The sequence below is a fragment of the Pseudomonas sp. NBRC 111123 genome (assembly GCF_001320205.1).
Taxonomy (GTDB): domain Bacteria; phylum Pseudomonadota; class Gammaproteobacteria; order Pseudomonadales; family Pseudomonadaceae; genus Aquipseudomonas; species Aquipseudomonas putida_J.
The window spans coordinates 1-14,924 of record NZ_BCAZ01000016.1 but is presented as its reverse complement, the minus strand read 5'-3'; the positions used below and the strand labels follow the sequence as shown (position 1 = coordinate 14,924).

Genomic DNA, 14,924 nt, shown 5'->3' with positions numbered 1-14,924 from the left:
CGCCCGTTGGCGTTGGCGCGCCTGACTTTATCTCCTGCCGGCCCGTCCGGCCCGCCCCCGTTTGCCTTCCTGTCCGTTTAGCGACCGCCCTTCATGGCAAAGCCGTGTCTATGGCCGGTGTAGGAAGGTTCGATTTTTGAAGTCAGTAGATTCAAGAGGTTTAGCCCGATGTTACTGATGATCGACAATTACGACTCATTCACTTACAACGTTGTTCAGTACCTTGGCGAGCTGGGGGCCGAGGTCAAGGTCATTCGCAACGACGAAATGACCATCGCCGAGATCGAAGCCCTCAACCCCGAGCGCATCGTCGTGTCGCCAGGCCCGTGCACGCCAAGTGAAGCGGGCGTGTCCATCGAAGCCATCCTGCATTTTGCTGGCAAGCTGCCGATCCTGGGCGTCTGCCTGGGCCACCAGTCCATTGGCCAGGCTTTCGGCGGTGATGTGGTGCGTGCCCGTCAGGTCATGCATGGCAAGACCAGCCCCGTGCACCATCGCGACCTCGGCGTTTTCGCCGAACTCAACAACCCGCTTACCGTGACGCGCTACCATTCCCTGGTGGTCAAGCGCGACACACTGCCCGATTGCCTGGAAGTCACCGCCTGGACCGCCCATGAAGACGGTTCGGTCGACGAGATCATGGGCCTGCGCCACAAGACCTTGAACATCGAAGGGGTACAGTTCCACCCCGAGTCCATCCTCACCGAGCAGGGCCACGAGCTGTTCGCCAACTTCCTCAAGCAGACCGGCGGCCGCCGTTAAGGATTGATCATGGATATCAAGAGCGCGTTGAGCCGCATCGTCGGCCACTTGGACCTGAGCACCGATGAAATGCGCGATGTCATGCGCCAGATCATGACTGGCCAGTGCAGCGAAGCGCAGATCGGTGCTTTCCTGATGGGCATGCGCATGAAGAGCGAGAGCATCGACGAGATCGTCGGTGCGGTCTCGGTGATGCGCGAGCTGGCCGACAAGGTCGAGCTGAACAGCCTCGATGGTGTGGTCGATATCGTCGGTACCGGCGGTGATGGCGCCAACATCTTCAACGTTTCCACCGCATCGTCGTTCGTTCTCGCCGCTGCCGGCTGCACCGTGGCCAAGCACGGCAACCGCGCGGTTTCAGGCAAGAGCGGCAGCGCCGACCTGCTGGAAGCTGCCGGCATCTATCTGAACCTGACCCCGAAACAGGTCGCACGCTGCATCGACAGCTTGGGGATAGGCTTCATGTTCGCGCAAAGCCATCACACCGCCATGAAGTATGCCGCTGGCCCGCGTCGCGATCTGGGGCTGCGTACCCTGTTCAACATGCTCGGCCCGCTTACGAATCCGGCCGGAGTGAAGCATCAGGTGGTCGGCGTGTTCACCCAGGCGCTGTGCCGTCCGTTGGCCGAGGTGCTTCAGCGCCTGGGCAGCAAGCATGTGCTGGTGGTGCATTCGAAAGATGGCCTGGACGAGTTCAGCCTGGCCGCGCCAACCTTCGTCGCCGAGTTGAAGAACGGCGAGATCACTGAGTATTGGGTAGAACCCGAAGACCTCGGCATGAAGAGCCAGAGCCTGCATGGCCTGGCCGTCGAGACGCCGCAGGCCTCGCTTGAGCTGATTCGTGATGCCCTGGGCCGGCGCAAGACCGAAAACGGCCAGAAGGCCGCCGAAATGATCGTGCTCAATGCTGGCGCGGCGCTGTATGCCGCTGACCATGCCATGAGCCTGAAGACTGGCGTGGAACTGGCCCACGACGTACTGCATACCGGGCTGGCCTGGGAGAAACTGCAGGAACTGGGCGCCTTTACTGCAGTATTCAAGGTGGAGAACGAAGCATGAGTGTGCCGACGGTGCTGGAAAGGATCATTGCCCGCAAGTTTCAGGAAGTGGCCGAGCGCAGCGCGCGCGTAAGCCTTGCCGAACTGGAGCGCCTGGCCAAGGCTGCCGATGCACCGCGTGGCTTTGCCAATGCGCTGATCGAGCAGGCCAAGCGCAAGCAGCCCGCGGTAATCGCCGAAATCAAGAAGGCTTCGCCAAGCAAAGGCGTGATCCGCGAGAACTTCGTGCCGGCCGACCTTGCCGTCAGCTACGAAAAAGGTGGGGCGACCTGCCTGTCGGTACTGACCGATGTGGATTACTTCCAGGGTGCGGATGAGTACCTGCAACAGGCGCGCGCCGCCGTTTCGCTGCCGGTGATCCGCAAGGATTTCATGGTCGATCCGTACCAGATCGTCGAGGCGCGCGCGCTGGGTGCTGACTGCGTGCTGTTGATCGTGTCGGCGCTGGATGATGTGAAAATGGCCGAACTGGCTTCGGTGGCGAAGGATGTCGGCCTCGACGTGCTGGTCGAAGTGCATGATGGCGATGAGCTGGAGCGTGCGTTGAAAAACCTCGATACACCGTTGGTAGGGGTAAACAACCGTAACCTGCACACCTTCGAGGTCAGCCTGGAAACCACGCTCGACCTGCTGCCACGCATTCCACGTGACCGCCTGGCAATCACCGAGAGCGGTATTCTCAATCGCGCCGATGTCGAGCTGATGGAAATCAACGAGGTCTACTCGTTCCTGGTCGGCGAAGCATTCATGCGCGCCGCGCAGCCAGGGCTGGAGCTGCAGCGGTTGTTCTTCCCGGATCAGGTGAAGAAGACGGTTCAGACGCTGGACTGATCGACACGAAGCCGGCTTTATGCCGGCTTTTTTGTATGCCTATTCTGGCGTCTTCGCGGGCAAGCCCGCTCCCACAGGCCCTGTGTAGGCCTGAGGGCGATGGAATTTTGTGGGCGCGGGCTTGCCCGCGAAGAGGCCGGTAAACCCAACATCGAAGGTGGATCAATGACCGATCAACCCCTGGCGCTCACTGTCGAGCAAGGTTTGCACGCCGAGCAGGAGCTGCTCGCTGCCGTCTGCCGCGGCGAACGCGATTCGGGTGTGCTGTTCTGGCGCCCCACTGACCACGCGCTGGTCATGCCCCGGCGCATGAGCCGGCTGGACAACTTCGAAGCCGCCTGCGCGGAGCTGGCGATTGCCGGCTGGCCGGTGCTCTTGCGTGAAACCGGCGGCGAGCCGGTGCCGCAGTCGCACTCGACGGTGAACGTAGCGCTGGTCTACGTGGCCCCACGTAGCGAAGGCGATCATGGCCGTATCGAAAGCGCCTATGAGCGCTTGTGCCTGCCATTGTGTGATGTGTTGCGTGAGTGGGGCGGTGTCGCCTCGGTGGGCGAGATCGACGGTGCCTTCTGCGATGGCCGATACAACGTCAACCTCAATGGCCGCAAGCTGGTCGGCACGGCCCAGCGCTGGCGCCAAGGCTTGGGTGGCAAACGCCCGGTGGTGCTGGTGCATGGCGCGTTGCTGCTGGACAACGAGCGCGAGTCGATGGTAGCGGCAGTCAACCGCTTCAATGAATGCTGTGACCTGGAACAGCGCTGCCGTGCCGACAGCCATATCGCCCTGCACGAAGTGGCGCCCGAGGCGCCCTGGTTCGAGCGCCTGTCCCTGGCCTACCACGACGTGCTGGCAGCCCTGCCAAAGGACTAACGGGTGCCGTAGACCACCATGGTCTTGCCCTTGACCTGCACCAGGCTGCGCTCTTCAAGGTCTTTGAGGACGCGGCCGACCATTTCCCGCGAGCAACCGACGATACGGCCGATTTCCTGGCGGGTGATCTTGATTTGCATGCCGTCCGGGTGGGTCATGGCATCCGGTTGCTTGCACAGGTCGAGCAGGCAACGGGCCACGCGGCCGGTGACATCGAAGAAGGCCAGGTCGCCGACCTTGCGCGTGGTATTGCGCAGGCGCTGGGCCATCTGGCTGCCCAGGGCGTAGAGAATTTCCGGGTCCTGGCGCGCCAGTTCGCGAAACTTGTCGTAGCTGATCTCTGCCACTTCGCACTCGGTCTTGGCTCGGACCCAGGCGCTGCGCTGCTGCTCGCCGCCAGCTGGCTCGAACAACCCAAGCTCGCCGAAGAAGTCGCCACTGTTGAGGTAGGCGATGATCATCTCGTGACCTTCGTCGTCTTCGATCAGGATGGTGACCGAGCCCTTGATGATGAACGACAGCGTGTCGGCACGGTCACCGGCGCAGATGATGTTGCTTTTGGCGGTGTAGCGGCGGCGCTGGCAGTGAACCAGCAGCTTGTCGATGTTCTTGATCTTGGCGGGTAGGGCTGAGGCAACCATCACGAAATCCTGTTCGATGCGAGGCATAGGCTCTTCTTAGGCATTGTTTGACGCGACGCGCCAGTCAATTGGCGCCAGCTTATCAGACAGCGCCAGAAGTTTTGACACTAAAGCGACTCGCATTGAGCTTTTCCGACAGGCATACAAGGCTTAAGCTGACACCCTTTTGCGAAATTCAGGAGTACGGACAGATGAAGGCACGCATCCAGTGGGCCGGTGAAGCGATGTTCCTCGGTGAATCGGGGAGTGGCCACGTGGTAGTGATGGACGGCCCTCCTGAGGCCGGTGGCCGCAACCTGGGCGTGCGCCCGATGGAAATGCTCCTGCTCGGCCTTGGTGGCTGCAGTAGCTTCGATGTGGTGAGCATTCTTAAAAAGTCGCGCCAGGCCGTGGAAAGCTGTGAGGCATTCCTCGAAGCAGAGCGTGCCAGTGAAGACCCGAAGGTGTTCACCAAGATCCACATGAATTTCGTGGTTAAAGGGCGTGGGTTGAAAGAGGCTCAGGTCAAGCGTGCGGTAGAGCTGTCAGCGGAGAAGTACTGCTCGGCGTCGATCATGCTTGAACGTGCCGGTGTTGAAATCACCCATGGTTACGAAATCGTAGAGCTGGGCTGAGTGCGAGACTCTGGGGCTGCGAAGCAGCCCCGGCAATTAATCAGTTACGCAGGGCCGGCAAAGCAGCCAACAGCCATTCCGGCAAGCTGCTTCTGATGGCTTTGCTCAACTGCTCCCGCCGCTTCTGGTACCCCAGCCCCAAGCCGATCACCCCAAGCCCGATCAGGGTCAGCACCACCGGGAACAGCAACGATTCGGCAAACACCTCGTAAGACAGATACCCCAGATAAGCCGCTACCCCCAACGCCCCAAAGACCATGAACACCGGCCGGCGCAACACCACCGCCATGCCCATCAACCCCAGGTTGATCAGGCAGTACAGCGCCTTGCCCAGTTCACTGTCGCTATCCATCATCGTCAACCCGCCCCAGAATGCCGCCAGACCAGCCAGGTAACCCCAATGGGCATAGTCCTCGCGGGTACGCCCGTCGATGACCAGGAATGCCAGCAGCAAGCCGAGCCCGAACCACAGTGACACCGTGCGCCGCTGTTCCCAGGAGAAGGGGGCGCCATATACCCATTCGCTCAGGTCCATCGACATGAACCACAGGGCAACGGCAATCGGCATCACCACGAAGGGGTAGGGGATCAGGCGCAGCATCAACAGCCCGGCAACCACAGTGGCCGCCTCCATCAGCAGCCAGCCGCCTTGCACATAGGTGTAGTACTGATGATAGTTCGATTGCGCATCACCCAGCGGCCACCAACCTGTCAGTCGCTCGATGGCAAACACGACCAGCGGCACGATGCTGACCGAGACAGCGGCCAGCACCCCGGCGGCAACGGTTTGCTTGCGACGCTGCAAGTTGAGGGCGAACGATGTGAGCAGAACGATGTAAAGAGTGGAGATGGCCAGTAAAGCCCCGTCGCCACTACTCATCCAGGCTTCGGTTAGCAGCCAGCCCATCGCGCCCATGATCAGCAGGGCGCCGAAGTAGAAGGCAACATGGGCAAGCTGGAAACTGCCACGGGCTGGCGGTTGCTGGCGCAGAAACGCCAGCAAGGCCTGGTCCTGGCCAGGCTGGAGAATGCCGGCTTGCACGGCGCGCGCCAGGTCCTTGGCGTCGATACGGTCCGTCATGTGTGCGCCCTTAGATGCGGTAGGTGCTCTTGGTCATGACCTTGGCCAGCAGGCTCATGCCGAAACGTACCGGCATCGGGAAGCGATACCCGCCAGCTTCAAGCGCGGACTCGGCGTGCTGCTCTTCATCTACGCGCATTTGTTCAAGGATGGCGCGGGACTTTTCGTCCTGCTGGGGGAGTTGCTCCAGGTGTTCGTCCAGGTGCTTGCACACCTGATGCTCGGTGGCGGCGACGAAACCGAGGCTGACCTTGTCGCTGACCAGGCCGGCCAGGGCGCCGATGCCGAACGACATGCCGTAGAACAGCGGGTTGAGCACGCTCGGGTGGCTGCCCAGTTGGCGGATGCGTTGTTCGCACCAGGCCAGATGGTCGATTTCTTCCTCGGCTGCATGTTCCATGGCCTTGCGCACTTGCGGCAGCTTGGCAGTCAGGGCCTGCCCCTGATACAGCGCCTGCGCGCAGACTTCGCCGGTATGGTTGATGCGCATGAGCCCGGCAATGTGGCGGGCCTGGTTGTCATCCAGTTCTGCATCCGGCTGGATGATCGCTGGCGACGGGCGGGATGGTTGGCCGCTGAAGGGCAGCAAGGTGCGCATGGCGGTATCGGCCTGCAGCAACAAGCGGTCGAGCGGCGAGTAGTGACGTTCGGTGGCCATCGGGCACCTCCGCTGAAGTGATGCCCGACAGTTTACCTCAATCGCCCGGATGGGGCTTGCCTTGGGTCAGCCCGGCGGCCAGTTCATCTGGCGCTGGCCGAGCACGTGCATATGGATGTGGTAGACGGTCTGGCCGCCTTTCGGGTTGCAGTTCATGACCACCCGGAAGCCTTCCTCACAACCTTGTTCGACTGCCAGGCGCTGGGCGGTAAACAGGATATGACCGGCCAAGGCCTTGTCCTCTTCGGTCAGGTCGTTGAGGGTGCGAATGTGTTTCTTCGGGATGACCAGAAAATGCACGGGCGCCGCTGGGGCGATGTCCTTGAAGGCGAGGATCTGGTCATCTTCGTAGATGATATCCGCCGGGATCTCCCGGTTGATGATTTTGAGGAATAGATCGTCCACAGCACTTGCTCCATGGTGAGTGTCGGGCCGAGTGTACTCAGCCGGGCGCCACTCGCCCAGTGGCTATTCCATGCCGACCGGGCAGTAGCGGCGGTGGATGAAACCGGCCAACTTGCGCGTCAGCCAGCGCGGTAGCAGGCGCGGCGCGAAGGCCAGCCAACGGTTGCGGCGCACCGGCATGATCACTGCGCGATTTTTGGCCAGTGCGCGCACGGTACACAGTGCCACTTCTTCAGGGCTCAGGCAGCGGCTGTTGCCTTCAAGCCTGGGTATGCGCCGGCGCGACGAACGTACCGGGCCGGGGCAAAGTACCGATACCTTGATGCCGGCGGGTTTGAGCTCTTCACGCAGCGCTTCGCTGAAATTCATCACATAAGCCTTGCTGGCGGCATAGGTTGCCATCCCCGGGCCGGGTGCAACGGCGGCCAGGCCGGCGACGTTGAGAATCTGCCCGCCACCTTGCACCGCCATCAGATTGCCAATGGCATGGCAGAGGCGGCTCAGGGCGAGGATGTTGACCTCCAGCAGGTCCTGCTCGTCGGCCCATTCGTGGGCCAGGAACGGGCCATAAGTACGTTGGCCTGCGCAGTTGACCAGCAGGTCGATGCGCCGCTCGCCTTCTTCCAGTTCCAGCACGAAACCAGACAGGCGCAAGGGCTGGCTGAGGTCGCAGGCACGCAGCAGCACTTCGACGCCGAAGCGCTGGGCCAGTTCGAGCGCTACCGGTTCCAGCGTTTCTCGGTGGCGTGCCACCAGGATCAGGTTGCGCCCGCGCCGCGCCAGTGCTTCCGCCAGGGCCAGGCCCAGGCCGCTGGAAGCTCCGGTGATCATGGCGTAACGGGTCATGCAAGGCTCCTGGGGGCTGAAGAGGGCGCCTAGTGTACAGCCTGACCAGGCGAGTTGTTGCCTTTTGCTACAAGGCTTTGCCGCGCAATGCCTGGGTACGCTCCAGGGCGTCGTGGTACTCGCCGCGCAAGCGCTCGATCAGTGTGGCGGCCGCAGGCAAATCATGTATGTCGCCCACACCTTGGCCAGCGGACCAGACGGTTTTCCAGGCCTTGGCTTCATCGTCGATAGGCTTGAGCTTGCCTTGCTCGTGCCCGGACTTCAGGGCCGCCATGTCATAGCCGGCCTGTTCCAGGCTGGATCGCAGGAAGCTGGCAGGGATGCCGGATACGGCAGGGGTGTGAATGATGTCGGCAGCGTGGGCATCGAGCAGCATCTGTTTGTAACCGGCCTGGGCATGGCTTTCCTGGGTGGCGATGAAGCGCGTACCCATGTAGGCCAGGTCGGCACCGAGCAACTGCGCGGCGAGAATCTCGTGGCCGTGGTTGATGCAGCCGGCCAGCAGCAAGGTCTTGTCGAAGAACTGGCGAATCTCAGCCGCAAGCGCGAACGGGCTCCAGGTTCCGGCATGCCCACCGGCGCCCGCCGCCACGGCGATCAGGCCATCGACCCCGGCCTCGGCGGCTTTCTCCGCGTGCCGCCGGGTGGTCACGTCGTGAAACACCAAGCCACCGTAGCCGTGCACTGCATCAACCACTTCCTTCACGGCGCCGAGGCTGGTGATGACGATGGGCACGCGGTGCTCGACGCAGAGGGCGAGGTCGGCCTGTAACCGCGGGTTGGTGGGGTGGACGATCAGGTTTACCGCATAGGGGGCCGGCGCCTCAAGCTGCGCCAGGCCTGCTTCGATTTCTTCCAGCCAGGCCTTGAAGCCGGCGCTATCACGCTGGTTCAGTGCCGGGAAGCTGCCGACCACGCCGCTGCCGCAGCAGGCCAGCACCAACTGAGGGTTGGAAATCAGGAACATCGGCGCTGCAACCACAGGCAAGCGCAGGCGTTGTTCGAGCGAAGCAGACAGGGACATGGGTGAGGCTCCATCGTTTTATGTCAGAACGGTTTGACCACCACGAGAATCACGATGCCCAGCAGGAACAGCACCGGTACTTCGTTGAACCAGCGGTAGTACACATGACTGCGAGTATTGCTGCCAGCGGCGAAGCGTTTGCGCTGGGCGCCACAGATGTGATGGTAGCCGGTCAGCAGAATCACCAGGGTGAGCTTGGCGTGCAGCCAGCCTTGGCTCAGCCAGCCGGGGGTGAGGTAGAGCATCCAGGCGCCGAAGATGTAGGTCGCGATCATTGCCGGGTTCATGATGCCGCGGTACAGCTTGCGCTCCATGGTGACGAAGCGTTCCTGGCTGATGCTGTCCTGGCTCTGAGCGTGGTAGACGAACAGCCTGGGCAGGTAGAACAGGCCGGCGAACCAGCAGACCACGCTGACGATATGCAGCGCTTTGATCCATAGGTAGAGCATGGAGGGAGTTCCTTCAGGTAATCACGGTCGTCGAATAGTAGAGCCCAAGCGCCTGAAGGGGCACCCCAAGAGTTGTTACAGGCGCTTTGCCCCCCTATTATCGTGCGCTTTCCAGACGGCTCGTTGAAAAGGGGCAAGCGTTATGATCAAGGTCGGTATCGTCGGCGGCACGGGTTACACCGGCGTCGAACTGTTGCGTCTGCTGGCACAGCATCCACAGGCCGAAGTGGCGGTCATCACTTCGCGCTCCGAGGCGGGCGTGGCGGTCGCCGACATGTATCCGAACTTGCGCGGTCACTACGACGGCCTGGCTTTCAGCGTGCCGGACAGCAAGACCCTGGCCGCCTGCGACGTGGTGTTCTTCGCCACTCCGCATGGTGTCGCCCACGCCCTCGCTGGCGAATTGCTGGCTGCCGGGACCAAGGTCATCGACCTGTCTGCAGACTTCCGCCTGCAGGACGCTACCGAGTGGGGCAAATGGTATGGCCAGCCGCATGGTGCTCCAGAGCTGCTCAAGGACGCCGTCTACGGCCTGCCTGAAGTGAACCGTGAAAAGATCCGCCAGGCACGCCTGATTGCCGTGCCGGGTTGCTACCCGACCGCCACTCAGCTGGGCTTCCTGCCGCTGCTCGAAGCCGGCCTGGCCGACCCGTCGCGCCTGATTGCCGACTGCAAGTCGGGCGTCAGCGGTGCTGGCCGTGGTGCAGCGGTCGGTTCGCTGTTCTGCGAGGCTGGCGAAAGCATGAAAGCATACGCGGTCAAAGGCCACCGCCACCTGCCGGAGATCAGCCAGGGCCTGCGCCTGGCCGCTGGCAAGGACATCGGCCTGACCTTCGTGCCGCACCTGACGCCGATGATCCGTGGTATCCACGCCACCCTGTACGCGACCGTCGCCGACAAGTCGGTCGACCTGCAGGCGCTGTTCGAGAAGCGCTACGCCGATGAGCCGTTCGTCGACGTCATGCCGGCCGGCAGCCACCCAGAAACCCGCAGCGTGCGCGGTGCCAACGTCTGCCGCATCGCAGTTCATCGCCCGCAGGGGGGGGACCTGGTGGTGGTGCTGTCGGTAATCGACAACCTGGTCAAGGGCGCGTCGGGCCAGGCGGTGCAGAACCTCAACATCCTGTTTGGCCTGGATGAGCGCATGGGCCTGTCCCACGCTGGCTTGCTGCCGTAAGCGTTCGTTGCTTGAAAGGGCCCGCACTGTGCGGGCCTTTTTGTTTGTCGCGACTAAAGCCGCACAATTCTTGACCAATTTTCTCGGAGAAGCGGATAATGCGCGTCATCGAGTTTTATGGCGGCTACTGCGCCGGGAGAATCAACATGAGCGTCGAAACCTTCACCCCCACGGCTTTGGAATTCACCCACGGCGCCGCGCAAAAGGTGAAGAACCTGGTTTCCGAAGAAGGCAATGATCGCCTGAAGCTGCGCGTGTTCGTCACCGGTGGCGGCTGCTCGGGCTTCCAATATGGTTTCACCTTCGATGAAGACGTGGCTGAAGATGACACCATTGTCGAGCGCGAAGGCGTTTCGCTGGTAGTCGACCCGATGAGTTACCAGTATCTGGCCGGTGCCGAAGTGGACTACCAGGAAGGCCTGGAAGGTTCGCGATTCGTGATCAAGAACCCGAATGCCGCGACTACCTGTGGTTGTGGTTCTTCGTTCTCGATCTGAAGCCAGGCTGTACGAAAACGCCGCGCAATTGCGCGGCGTTTTGCATTCTGGCGTGGGCTCAGGCCGGGTAGATCGCGCCGAGTACGCGTAGCCCCTTTGCCGCCGTCACGCTTGGGCGATTGGCGGCAATGCCCTCAAGGCAGCAGTGGGCTAGCCAGGCAAAGGCCATGGCCTCGACCCAGTCCGGGTCCACGCCATGGGCACCTGTGCTGGTGACCTGAGCCTGTGGCAGCAATTCAGCAAGGCGAGCCATCAGGGCGCCATTGCGAGCGCCGCCGCCACATACCAGCAGCGCCTCGGTGCCTTGCTGGGCATTCTGCAGCGACTCGATGATGGTGCGCGCGGTCAACTCCAGCAGGGTGGCCTGGACATCTTCATCACGGTAGGCAGGCAGGCGCGCCAAGTGGTCGTCCAGCCAAGGCAGGTTAAACACCTCACGGCCAGTGCTTTTCGGGCCGCTGCCGGCGAAGAACGGATCACTTAGCAGGCGGTTGAGCAAATCGGTTTGCACTGTGCCACTGGCAGCCCAGGCACCATCGGCATCATAGGCCTGACCACGCGTGCGCTCGATCCAGGCGTCCAGCAACACGTTGCCTGGCCCGCAATCGAAGCCATGCACGGGCTGGTCGTGCTCGATCAGGCTCAGGTTGCTGAAACCACCGACATTGAGAACTGCCAGGCGCTGGCCGAGGTGGCTGAACAGGGTGTCGTGGAAAGCAGGCACCAGCGGTGCGCCCTGGCCGCCTGCCGCCACATCGCGACGGCGGAAGTCGGCGACCACGCTGATGCCGGTCAGCTCGGCGAGTAAAGCCGGGTTGCCGATCTGCACGGTGAAACCGCGCGCCGGCTCATGGCGAATGGTCTGGCCGTGGCTGCCGATGGCACGGACGGCGTCGGCCTGCAGCCCATGCTTATCGAGCAATTGCCGTACACCTTCACCTGCCAGGCTGGCCCAGCGGTTTTCTGCCAGGGCGGCGCGGGCAATCTCGTCCGGGCCACTGCTGCAAAGGCTGAGCAGATCCTGGCGCAGGTCGGCCGGCATCGGCAGGTAATGGGTGGCGAGCAACTGCAGCTGCTCGCCTTGTTCGATCAAGGCGATGTCCAGGCCGTCGAGGCTGGTACCGGACATCACACCCAGGTAAAGCGCCATGAGTCAGCGCTTGTTCGCGGCGAGCATGGTGGCCTTTTCCTGGTCCATGCGGGCGATCAGTGGTTGGCTTTGCTGCAGGAAGCGCTGGCGTTCGTTCTTGGCGATCGGGTCAGCCATTGGCACCTTCTGGCTCAGCGGGTCCACGTGTACGCCGTTGACCTGGAACTCGTAGTGCAGGTGCGGGCCAGTCGACAGGCCAGTAGTGCCGATGTAACCGATGATTTGGCCCTGCTTCACGTTGCTGCCGGTCTTGATGCCCTTGGCAAAGCCCTGCATGTGACCGTAAAGGGTCTTGTAGCTGTTGCCATGGGCGATGATCACGGTGTTGCCGTAACCGCCGCGGCGGCCAGCCAGCTCGATGCGACCGTCACCTGCCGCCTTGATTGGCGTACCGCGCGGGGCCGCATAGTCCACGCCCTTGTGTGCGCGGATCTTGTTCAGAATCGGGTGTTTGCGGCCCGCGGAGAAGCGTGAGCTGATGCGGGCGAAGTCGACCGGGGTGCGGATGAACGCCTTGCGCAGGCTGTTGCCGTCGGCGGTGTAGTAGCTGGTGTTGCCCTGTTTGTTGGTGTAACGCACGGCGGTATAGGTTTTGCCGCGGTTGGTGAAGCGTGCGGACAGAATGTTGCCGGTGCCTACCACTTTGCCGTCCATCACCTTCTGCTCGTAGACCACGTCGAACTCGTCGCCAGGCCGGATATCCTGGGCGAAGTCGATGTCGTAGCCCAGGACCTTGGCCATATCCATGGTCATGCTGTGGGACAGGCCGGCGCGCTGGGCCGAGGCCGACAACGAGCTCTTGATCACGCCGTGGGCGTAGGCGGTACGGACCACTGGCTTGCTGATCTCGCGATCGAAGGTGTAACCCTTGGCGGTCTTGGTCAGGCGGATGGTTTCGAGGTTGCTGACCTTGCTGTGCAGGCTGGCCAGTTGGCCATCCTTGTCGAGTTCGAATTGCAGCACCTGGCCGTGCTTTAGCTGGCTGAACTGCTTGGCTTGCTTGTTGCTGGCCAGCAGGTCGTGCACCGCGTTGGCCGGTAAGCCAACCTTGGCGAACAGGGTAGACAGGGTGTCGCCGCGGGCTACGGTCACTTCGCGATGACCTGGCTCCTTGGCTTCAGGCTTTTTCTCGGTTGCAGGTGCCTCTTGTGCGGCCTGCTCGGTGTTGGTTTCGGTGCCGTCTATCTGCGCGAAGGGAGAGCCCTGGTCGCCTTGAGTCTGTACCAGCGGGGCGGCGTTGGACTCGTCCTTCAGCTGCTCGGCCGGGCTTTCCAGCTCCAGGCTGAGGGTGGTCTTCTTGGCTTCGACTTCGCTGGACGGAAATACCAGCAGTGCCAGGCTGAGCAGGGCGGCGATGCCGCTGGCGGCCAACAGATGGCTTTTCGGATAAAGCGGGGGCGCTTTAGGCGTTTCGTTGGTCATAGGTAAGGTGACTTTGAAGAAAAATGAATATGGAAAAGATGAATGACATGATGAAGATGAAATAACTGTATAAAATATAACCAAATCTACTTTCGCGCAAGGGCGCGTAGACGCCGTGACGCGTCGGTCGGGTCACATTTCATTTCGAAACTTGTAATTGATGGCCGATCTTGTATGGTTGGCTCCCTTTGAATCTGAGCCTTGCGGGTCTGTCTATGAAGTCGGTTGAAGAGCAGCTGGCGCTTATCAAGCGCGGTGCGGAAGAGGTGTTGGTCGAGTCGGAACTGGTCGAGAAGCTCAAGCGCGGCCAACCTCTGCGTATCAAGGCAGGCTTCGATCCGACTGCACCTGACCTCCACTTGGGGCACACGGTGCTGATCAACAAGCTCCGTCAGTTCCAGGAACTGGGGCATCAGGTCATCTTCCTGATCGGTGACTTCACCGGCATGATCGGTGACCCGAGCGGCAAGAGTGCCACGCGTCCGCCGCTGACTCGCGAGCAAGTGCTGGAAAACGCCGAGACCTACAAGCAGCAGGTGTTCAAGATTCTCGACCCGGCCAAGACCGAAGTTGCGTTCAACTCCACCTGGATGGACCAGCTTACGCCTGCCGACTTCATTCGCCTGGCGTCGCAGTACACCGTTGCGCGCATGCTCGAGCGTGACGACTTCGACAAGCGATACACCACCAACCAGCCGATCGCCATTCACGAGTTCCTCTACCCGTTGGTGCAGGGGTACGACTCCGTGGCGCTGAAGGCTGATGTGGAGCTGGGCGGTACCGACCAGAAGTTCAACCTGCTGATGGGGCGCGAGTTGCAGCGCTCTTATGGGCAGGAGGCTCAGAACATCGTGACCATGCCGTTGCTCGAAGGGCTCGATGGCGTGAAGAAGATGTCCAAGTCGCTGGGTAACTATGTCGGTATCCAGGAAGCGCCGGGTGTGATGTACAGCAAGCTGGTGTCGATCCCCGACACCCTGATGTGGCGTTACTTCGAGCTGCTGAGCTTCCGTTCGATGGAAGAGATCGAGCAGTTCCGGGCCGACGTTGCCAATGGGGCGAACCCGCGTGACATCAAGATCAAGCTGGCCGAGGAGATCGTCGCGCGTTTCCATGGCGAAGAGGCTGCGGCCAATGCTCACCGTGCTGCTGGTAACCGCATGAAGGAGGGCGAGCTGCCGGAAGATCTGCCGGAGATCGAAGTGGCTGCGGCTGAAGATCTGCCGATTGCCGCTGTGCTGAATCGTGCAGGCCTGGTGAAGAACTCGGCGCAGGCGCGCGACCTGCTCAGTGGCGGTGCGGTGAAAGTCGATGGTGCGGTGGTCGACAAAGACTTCATGTTTGTCCTGGGTGCGACCCATGTGTGCCAGGCAGGTAAGAAGTCGTTTGGCCGGGTTACCCTCAAGGCGGAGTGATGTCTTGCTGGCATAGCTATATAT

Annotated in this window: 17 protein-coding genes; 8 read left to right on the top strand and 9 right to left on the bottom strand. The window is 61.7% G+C overall.

Translation table 11 applies throughout. The features are described from left to right. Window positions 1-168: 168 nt before the first annotated feature. From APH27_RS10645 to APH27_RS10630, 4 genes are all read left to right on the top strand, one after another. Window positions 169-762, top strand: coding sequence for an aminodeoxychorismate/anthranilate synthase component II (locus APH27_RS10645; RefSeq protein ID WP_060484766.1), 594 nt, complete (start codon window positions 169-171; stop codon window positions 760-762). A 9-nt stretch (window positions 763-771) separates the two neighbouring features. Then, window positions 772-1,821, top strand: a complete 1,050-nt coding sequence (gene trpD / locus APH27_RS10640) for an anthranilate phosphoribosyltransferase (protein WP_027917443.1) — start codon at window positions 772-774, stop codon at window positions 1,819-1,821. Further along, window positions 1,818-2,651, top strand: coding sequence for an indole-3-glycerol phosphate synthase TrpC (trpC, locus tag APH27_RS10635; RefSeq protein ID WP_060484765.1), 834 nt, complete (start codon window positions 1,818-1,820; stop codon window positions 2,649-2,651). Before trpD ends, trpC begins: the two co-directional genes overlap by 4 nt. 165 nt (window positions 2,652-2,816) lie before the next feature. After that, window positions 2,817-3,521 (top strand): lipoate--protein ligase family protein, encoded by a 705-nt coding sequence (locus tag APH27_RS10630; protein WP_027917441.1) that lies wholly within the window; start codon window positions 2,817-2,819, stop codon window positions 3,519-3,521. Here the strand turns inward: APH27_RS10630 and crp are convergent. After that, window positions 3,518-4,162, bottom strand: coding sequence for a cAMP-activated global transcriptional regulator CRP (gene crp, locus APH27_RS10625; RefSeq protein WP_027917440.1), 645 nt, complete (start codon window positions 4,160-4,162; stop codon window positions 3,518-3,520). The genes APH27_RS10630 and crp overlap by 4 nt on opposite strands. 191 nt (window positions 4,163-4,353) lie before the next feature. On the opposite strand from crp, the gene APH27_RS10620 reads away from it, so the two are divergent. Next, window positions 4,354-4,776, top strand: coding sequence for an OsmC family protein (locus tag APH27_RS10620; RefSeq protein ID WP_004376171.1), 423 nt, complete (start codon window positions 4,354-4,356; stop codon window positions 4,774-4,776). Between the two features lie 40 nt (window positions 4,777-4,816). On the opposite strand, the gene APH27_RS10615 is transcribed toward APH27_RS10620, so the two are convergent. The 6 genes from APH27_RS10615 to hemJ all read right to left on the bottom strand — a co-directional run bounded on the left by APH27_RS10615 (window position 4,817) and on the right by hemJ (window position 9,239). Continuing rightward, entirely contained in the window at window positions 4,817-5,857 is a 1,041-nt protein-coding gene (locus APH27_RS10615; RefSeq protein WP_027917439.1) for a hypothetical protein, read from the bottom strand. Between the two features lie 10 nt (window positions 5,858-5,867). Beyond that, window positions 5,868-6,515 carry a 2-polyprenyl-3-methyl-6-methoxy-1,4-benzoquinone monooxygenase gene (coq7, locus tag APH27_RS10610; protein WP_027917438.1) on the bottom strand — a complete coding sequence of 216 codons (648 nt, stop codon included), beginning with the start codon at window positions 6,513-6,515 and terminating at the stop codon, window positions 5,868-5,870. Between the two features lie 66 nt (window positions 6,516-6,581). Further along, complete coding sequence (locus APH27_RS10605; RefSeq protein WP_003255518.1) at window positions 6,582-6,920, bottom strand: histidine triad nucleotide-binding protein; 339 nt, start codon at window positions 6,918-6,920, stop codon at window positions 6,582-6,584. A 63-nt stretch (window positions 6,921-6,983) separates the two neighbouring features. After that, entirely contained in the window at window positions 6,984-7,766 is a 783-nt protein-coding gene (locus APH27_RS10600) for an SDR family oxidoreductase (protein WP_027917437.1), read from the bottom strand. Between the two features lie 67 nt (window positions 7,767-7,833). Then, window positions 7,834-8,790 carry a nitronate monooxygenase family protein gene (locus tag APH27_RS10595; RefSeq protein WP_027917436.1) on the bottom strand — a complete coding sequence of 319 codons (957 nt, stop codon included), beginning with the start codon at window positions 8,788-8,790 and terminating at the stop codon, window positions 7,834-7,836. Between the two features lie 23 nt (window positions 8,791-8,813). Beyond that, on the bottom strand, window positions 8,814-9,239 hold the full coding sequence (gene hemJ / locus APH27_RS10590; protein ID WP_027917435.1) for a protoporphyrinogen oxidase HemJ: 426 nt from the start codon (window positions 9,237-9,239) through the stop codon (window positions 8,814-8,816). Between the two features lie 142 nt (window positions 9,240-9,381). Between hemJ and argC the strand changes: the two genes are divergently transcribed. Together argC and erpA are read left to right on the top strand one after the other, a co-directional pair. Further along, entirely contained in the window at window positions 9,382-10,416 is a 1,035-nt protein-coding gene (gene argC / locus APH27_RS10585; RefSeq protein ID WP_060484764.1) for an N-acetyl-gamma-glutamyl-phosphate reductase, read from the top strand. A 146-nt stretch (window positions 10,417-10,562) separates the two neighbouring features. After that, window positions 10,563-10,913, top strand: a complete 351-nt coding sequence (gene erpA, locus APH27_RS10580; protein ID WP_027917433.1) for an iron-sulfur cluster insertion protein ErpA — start codon at window positions 10,563-10,565, stop codon at window positions 10,911-10,913. A gap of 58 nt (window positions 10,914-10,971) precedes the next feature. On the opposite strand, the gene APH27_RS10575 is transcribed toward erpA, so the two are convergent. Beyond that, on the bottom strand, window positions 10,972-12,063 hold the full coding sequence (locus tag APH27_RS10575; RefSeq protein ID WP_027917432.1) for an anhydro-N-acetylmuramic acid kinase: 1,092 nt from the start codon (window positions 12,061-12,063) through the stop codon (window positions 10,972-10,974). A gap of 3 nt (window positions 12,064-12,066) precedes the next feature. Continuing rightward, the gene (locus tag APH27_RS10570; protein WP_060484763.1) at window positions 12,067-13,485 is read right to left on the bottom strand and encodes a peptidoglycan DD-metalloendopeptidase family protein; all 1,419 of its coding nucleotides are present in this window, start codon (window positions 13,483-13,485) and stop codon (window positions 12,067-12,069) included. 215 nt (window positions 13,486-13,700) lie between these two features. Between APH27_RS10570 and tyrS the strand changes: the two genes are divergently transcribed. After that, window positions 13,701-14,900: a tyrosine--tRNA ligase gene (gene tyrS / locus APH27_RS10565; RefSeq protein ID WP_060484762.1), complete on the top strand. Its 1,200-nt coding sequence runs from the start codon at window positions 13,701-13,703 to the stop codon at window positions 14,898-14,900. Window positions 14,901-14,924: the final 24 nt, after the last annotated feature.

What these genes read in the sequence shown, in the direction of transcription:
- trpD (WP_027917443.1), top strand. Translation starts at nt 772, where the DNA reads ATGGATATCAAGAGCGCGTTGAGCCGCATCGTCGGCCACTTGGACCTG.
- APH27_RS10630 (WP_027917441.1), top strand. Translation starts at nt 2,817, where the DNA reads ATGACCGATCAACCCCTGGCGCTCACTGTCGAGCAAGGTTTGCACGCC.
- crp (WP_027917440.1), bottom strand. Translation starts at nt 4,162, where the DNA reads ATGGTTGCCTCAGCCCTACCCGCCAAGATCAAGAACATCGACAAGCTG.
- APH27_RS10615 (WP_027917439.1), bottom strand. Translation starts at nt 5,857, where the DNA reads ATGACGGACCGTATCGACGCCAAGGACCTGGCGCGCGCCGTGCAAGCC.
- APH27_RS10575 (WP_027917432.1), bottom strand. Translation starts at nt 12,063, where the DNA reads ATGGCGCTTTACCTGGGTGTGATGTCCGGTACCAGCCTCGACGGCCTG.
- APH27_RS10600 (WP_027917437.1), bottom strand. Translation starts at nt 7,766, where the DNA reads ATGACCCGTTACGCCATGATCACCGGAGCTTCCAGCGGCCTGGGCCTG.
- APH27_RS10620 (WP_004376171.1), top strand. Translation starts at nt 4,354, where the DNA reads ATGAAGGCACGCATCCAGTGGGCCGGTGAAGCGATGTTCCTCGGTGAA.
- argC (WP_060484764.1), top strand. Translation starts at nt 9,382, where the DNA reads ATGATCAAGGTCGGTATCGTCGGCGGCACGGGTTACACCGGCGTCGAA.
- APH27_RS10570 (WP_060484763.1), bottom strand. Translation starts at nt 13,485, where the DNA reads ATGACCAACGAAACGCCTAAAGCGCCCCCGCTTTATCCGAAAAGCCAT.
- erpA (WP_027917433.1), top strand. Translation starts at nt 10,563, where the DNA reads ATGAGCGTCGAAACCTTCACCCCCACGGCTTTGGAATTCACCCACGGC.
- APH27_RS10595 (WP_027917436.1), bottom strand. Translation starts at nt 8,790, where the DNA reads ATGTCCCTGTCTGCTTCGCTCGAACAACGCCTGCGCTTGCCTGTGGTT.
- trpC (WP_060484765.1), top strand. Translation starts at nt 1,818, where the DNA reads ATGAGTGTGCCGACGGTGCTGGAAAGGATCATTGCCCGCAAGTTTCAG.
- tyrS (WP_060484762.1), top strand. Translation starts at nt 13,701, where the DNA reads ATGAAGTCGGTTGAAGAGCAGCTGGCGCTTATCAAGCGCGGTGCGGAA.
- APH27_RS10645 (WP_060484766.1), top strand. Translation starts at nt 169, where the DNA reads ATGTTACTGATGATCGACAATTACGACTCATTCACTTACAACGTTGTT.
- coq7 (WP_027917438.1), bottom strand. Translation starts at nt 6,515, where the DNA reads ATGGCCACCGAACGTCACTACTCGCCGCTCGACCGCTTGTTGCTGCAG.
- hemJ (WP_027917435.1), bottom strand. Translation starts at nt 9,239, where the DNA reads ATGCTCTACCTATGGATCAAAGCGCTGCATATCGTCAGCGTGGTCTGC.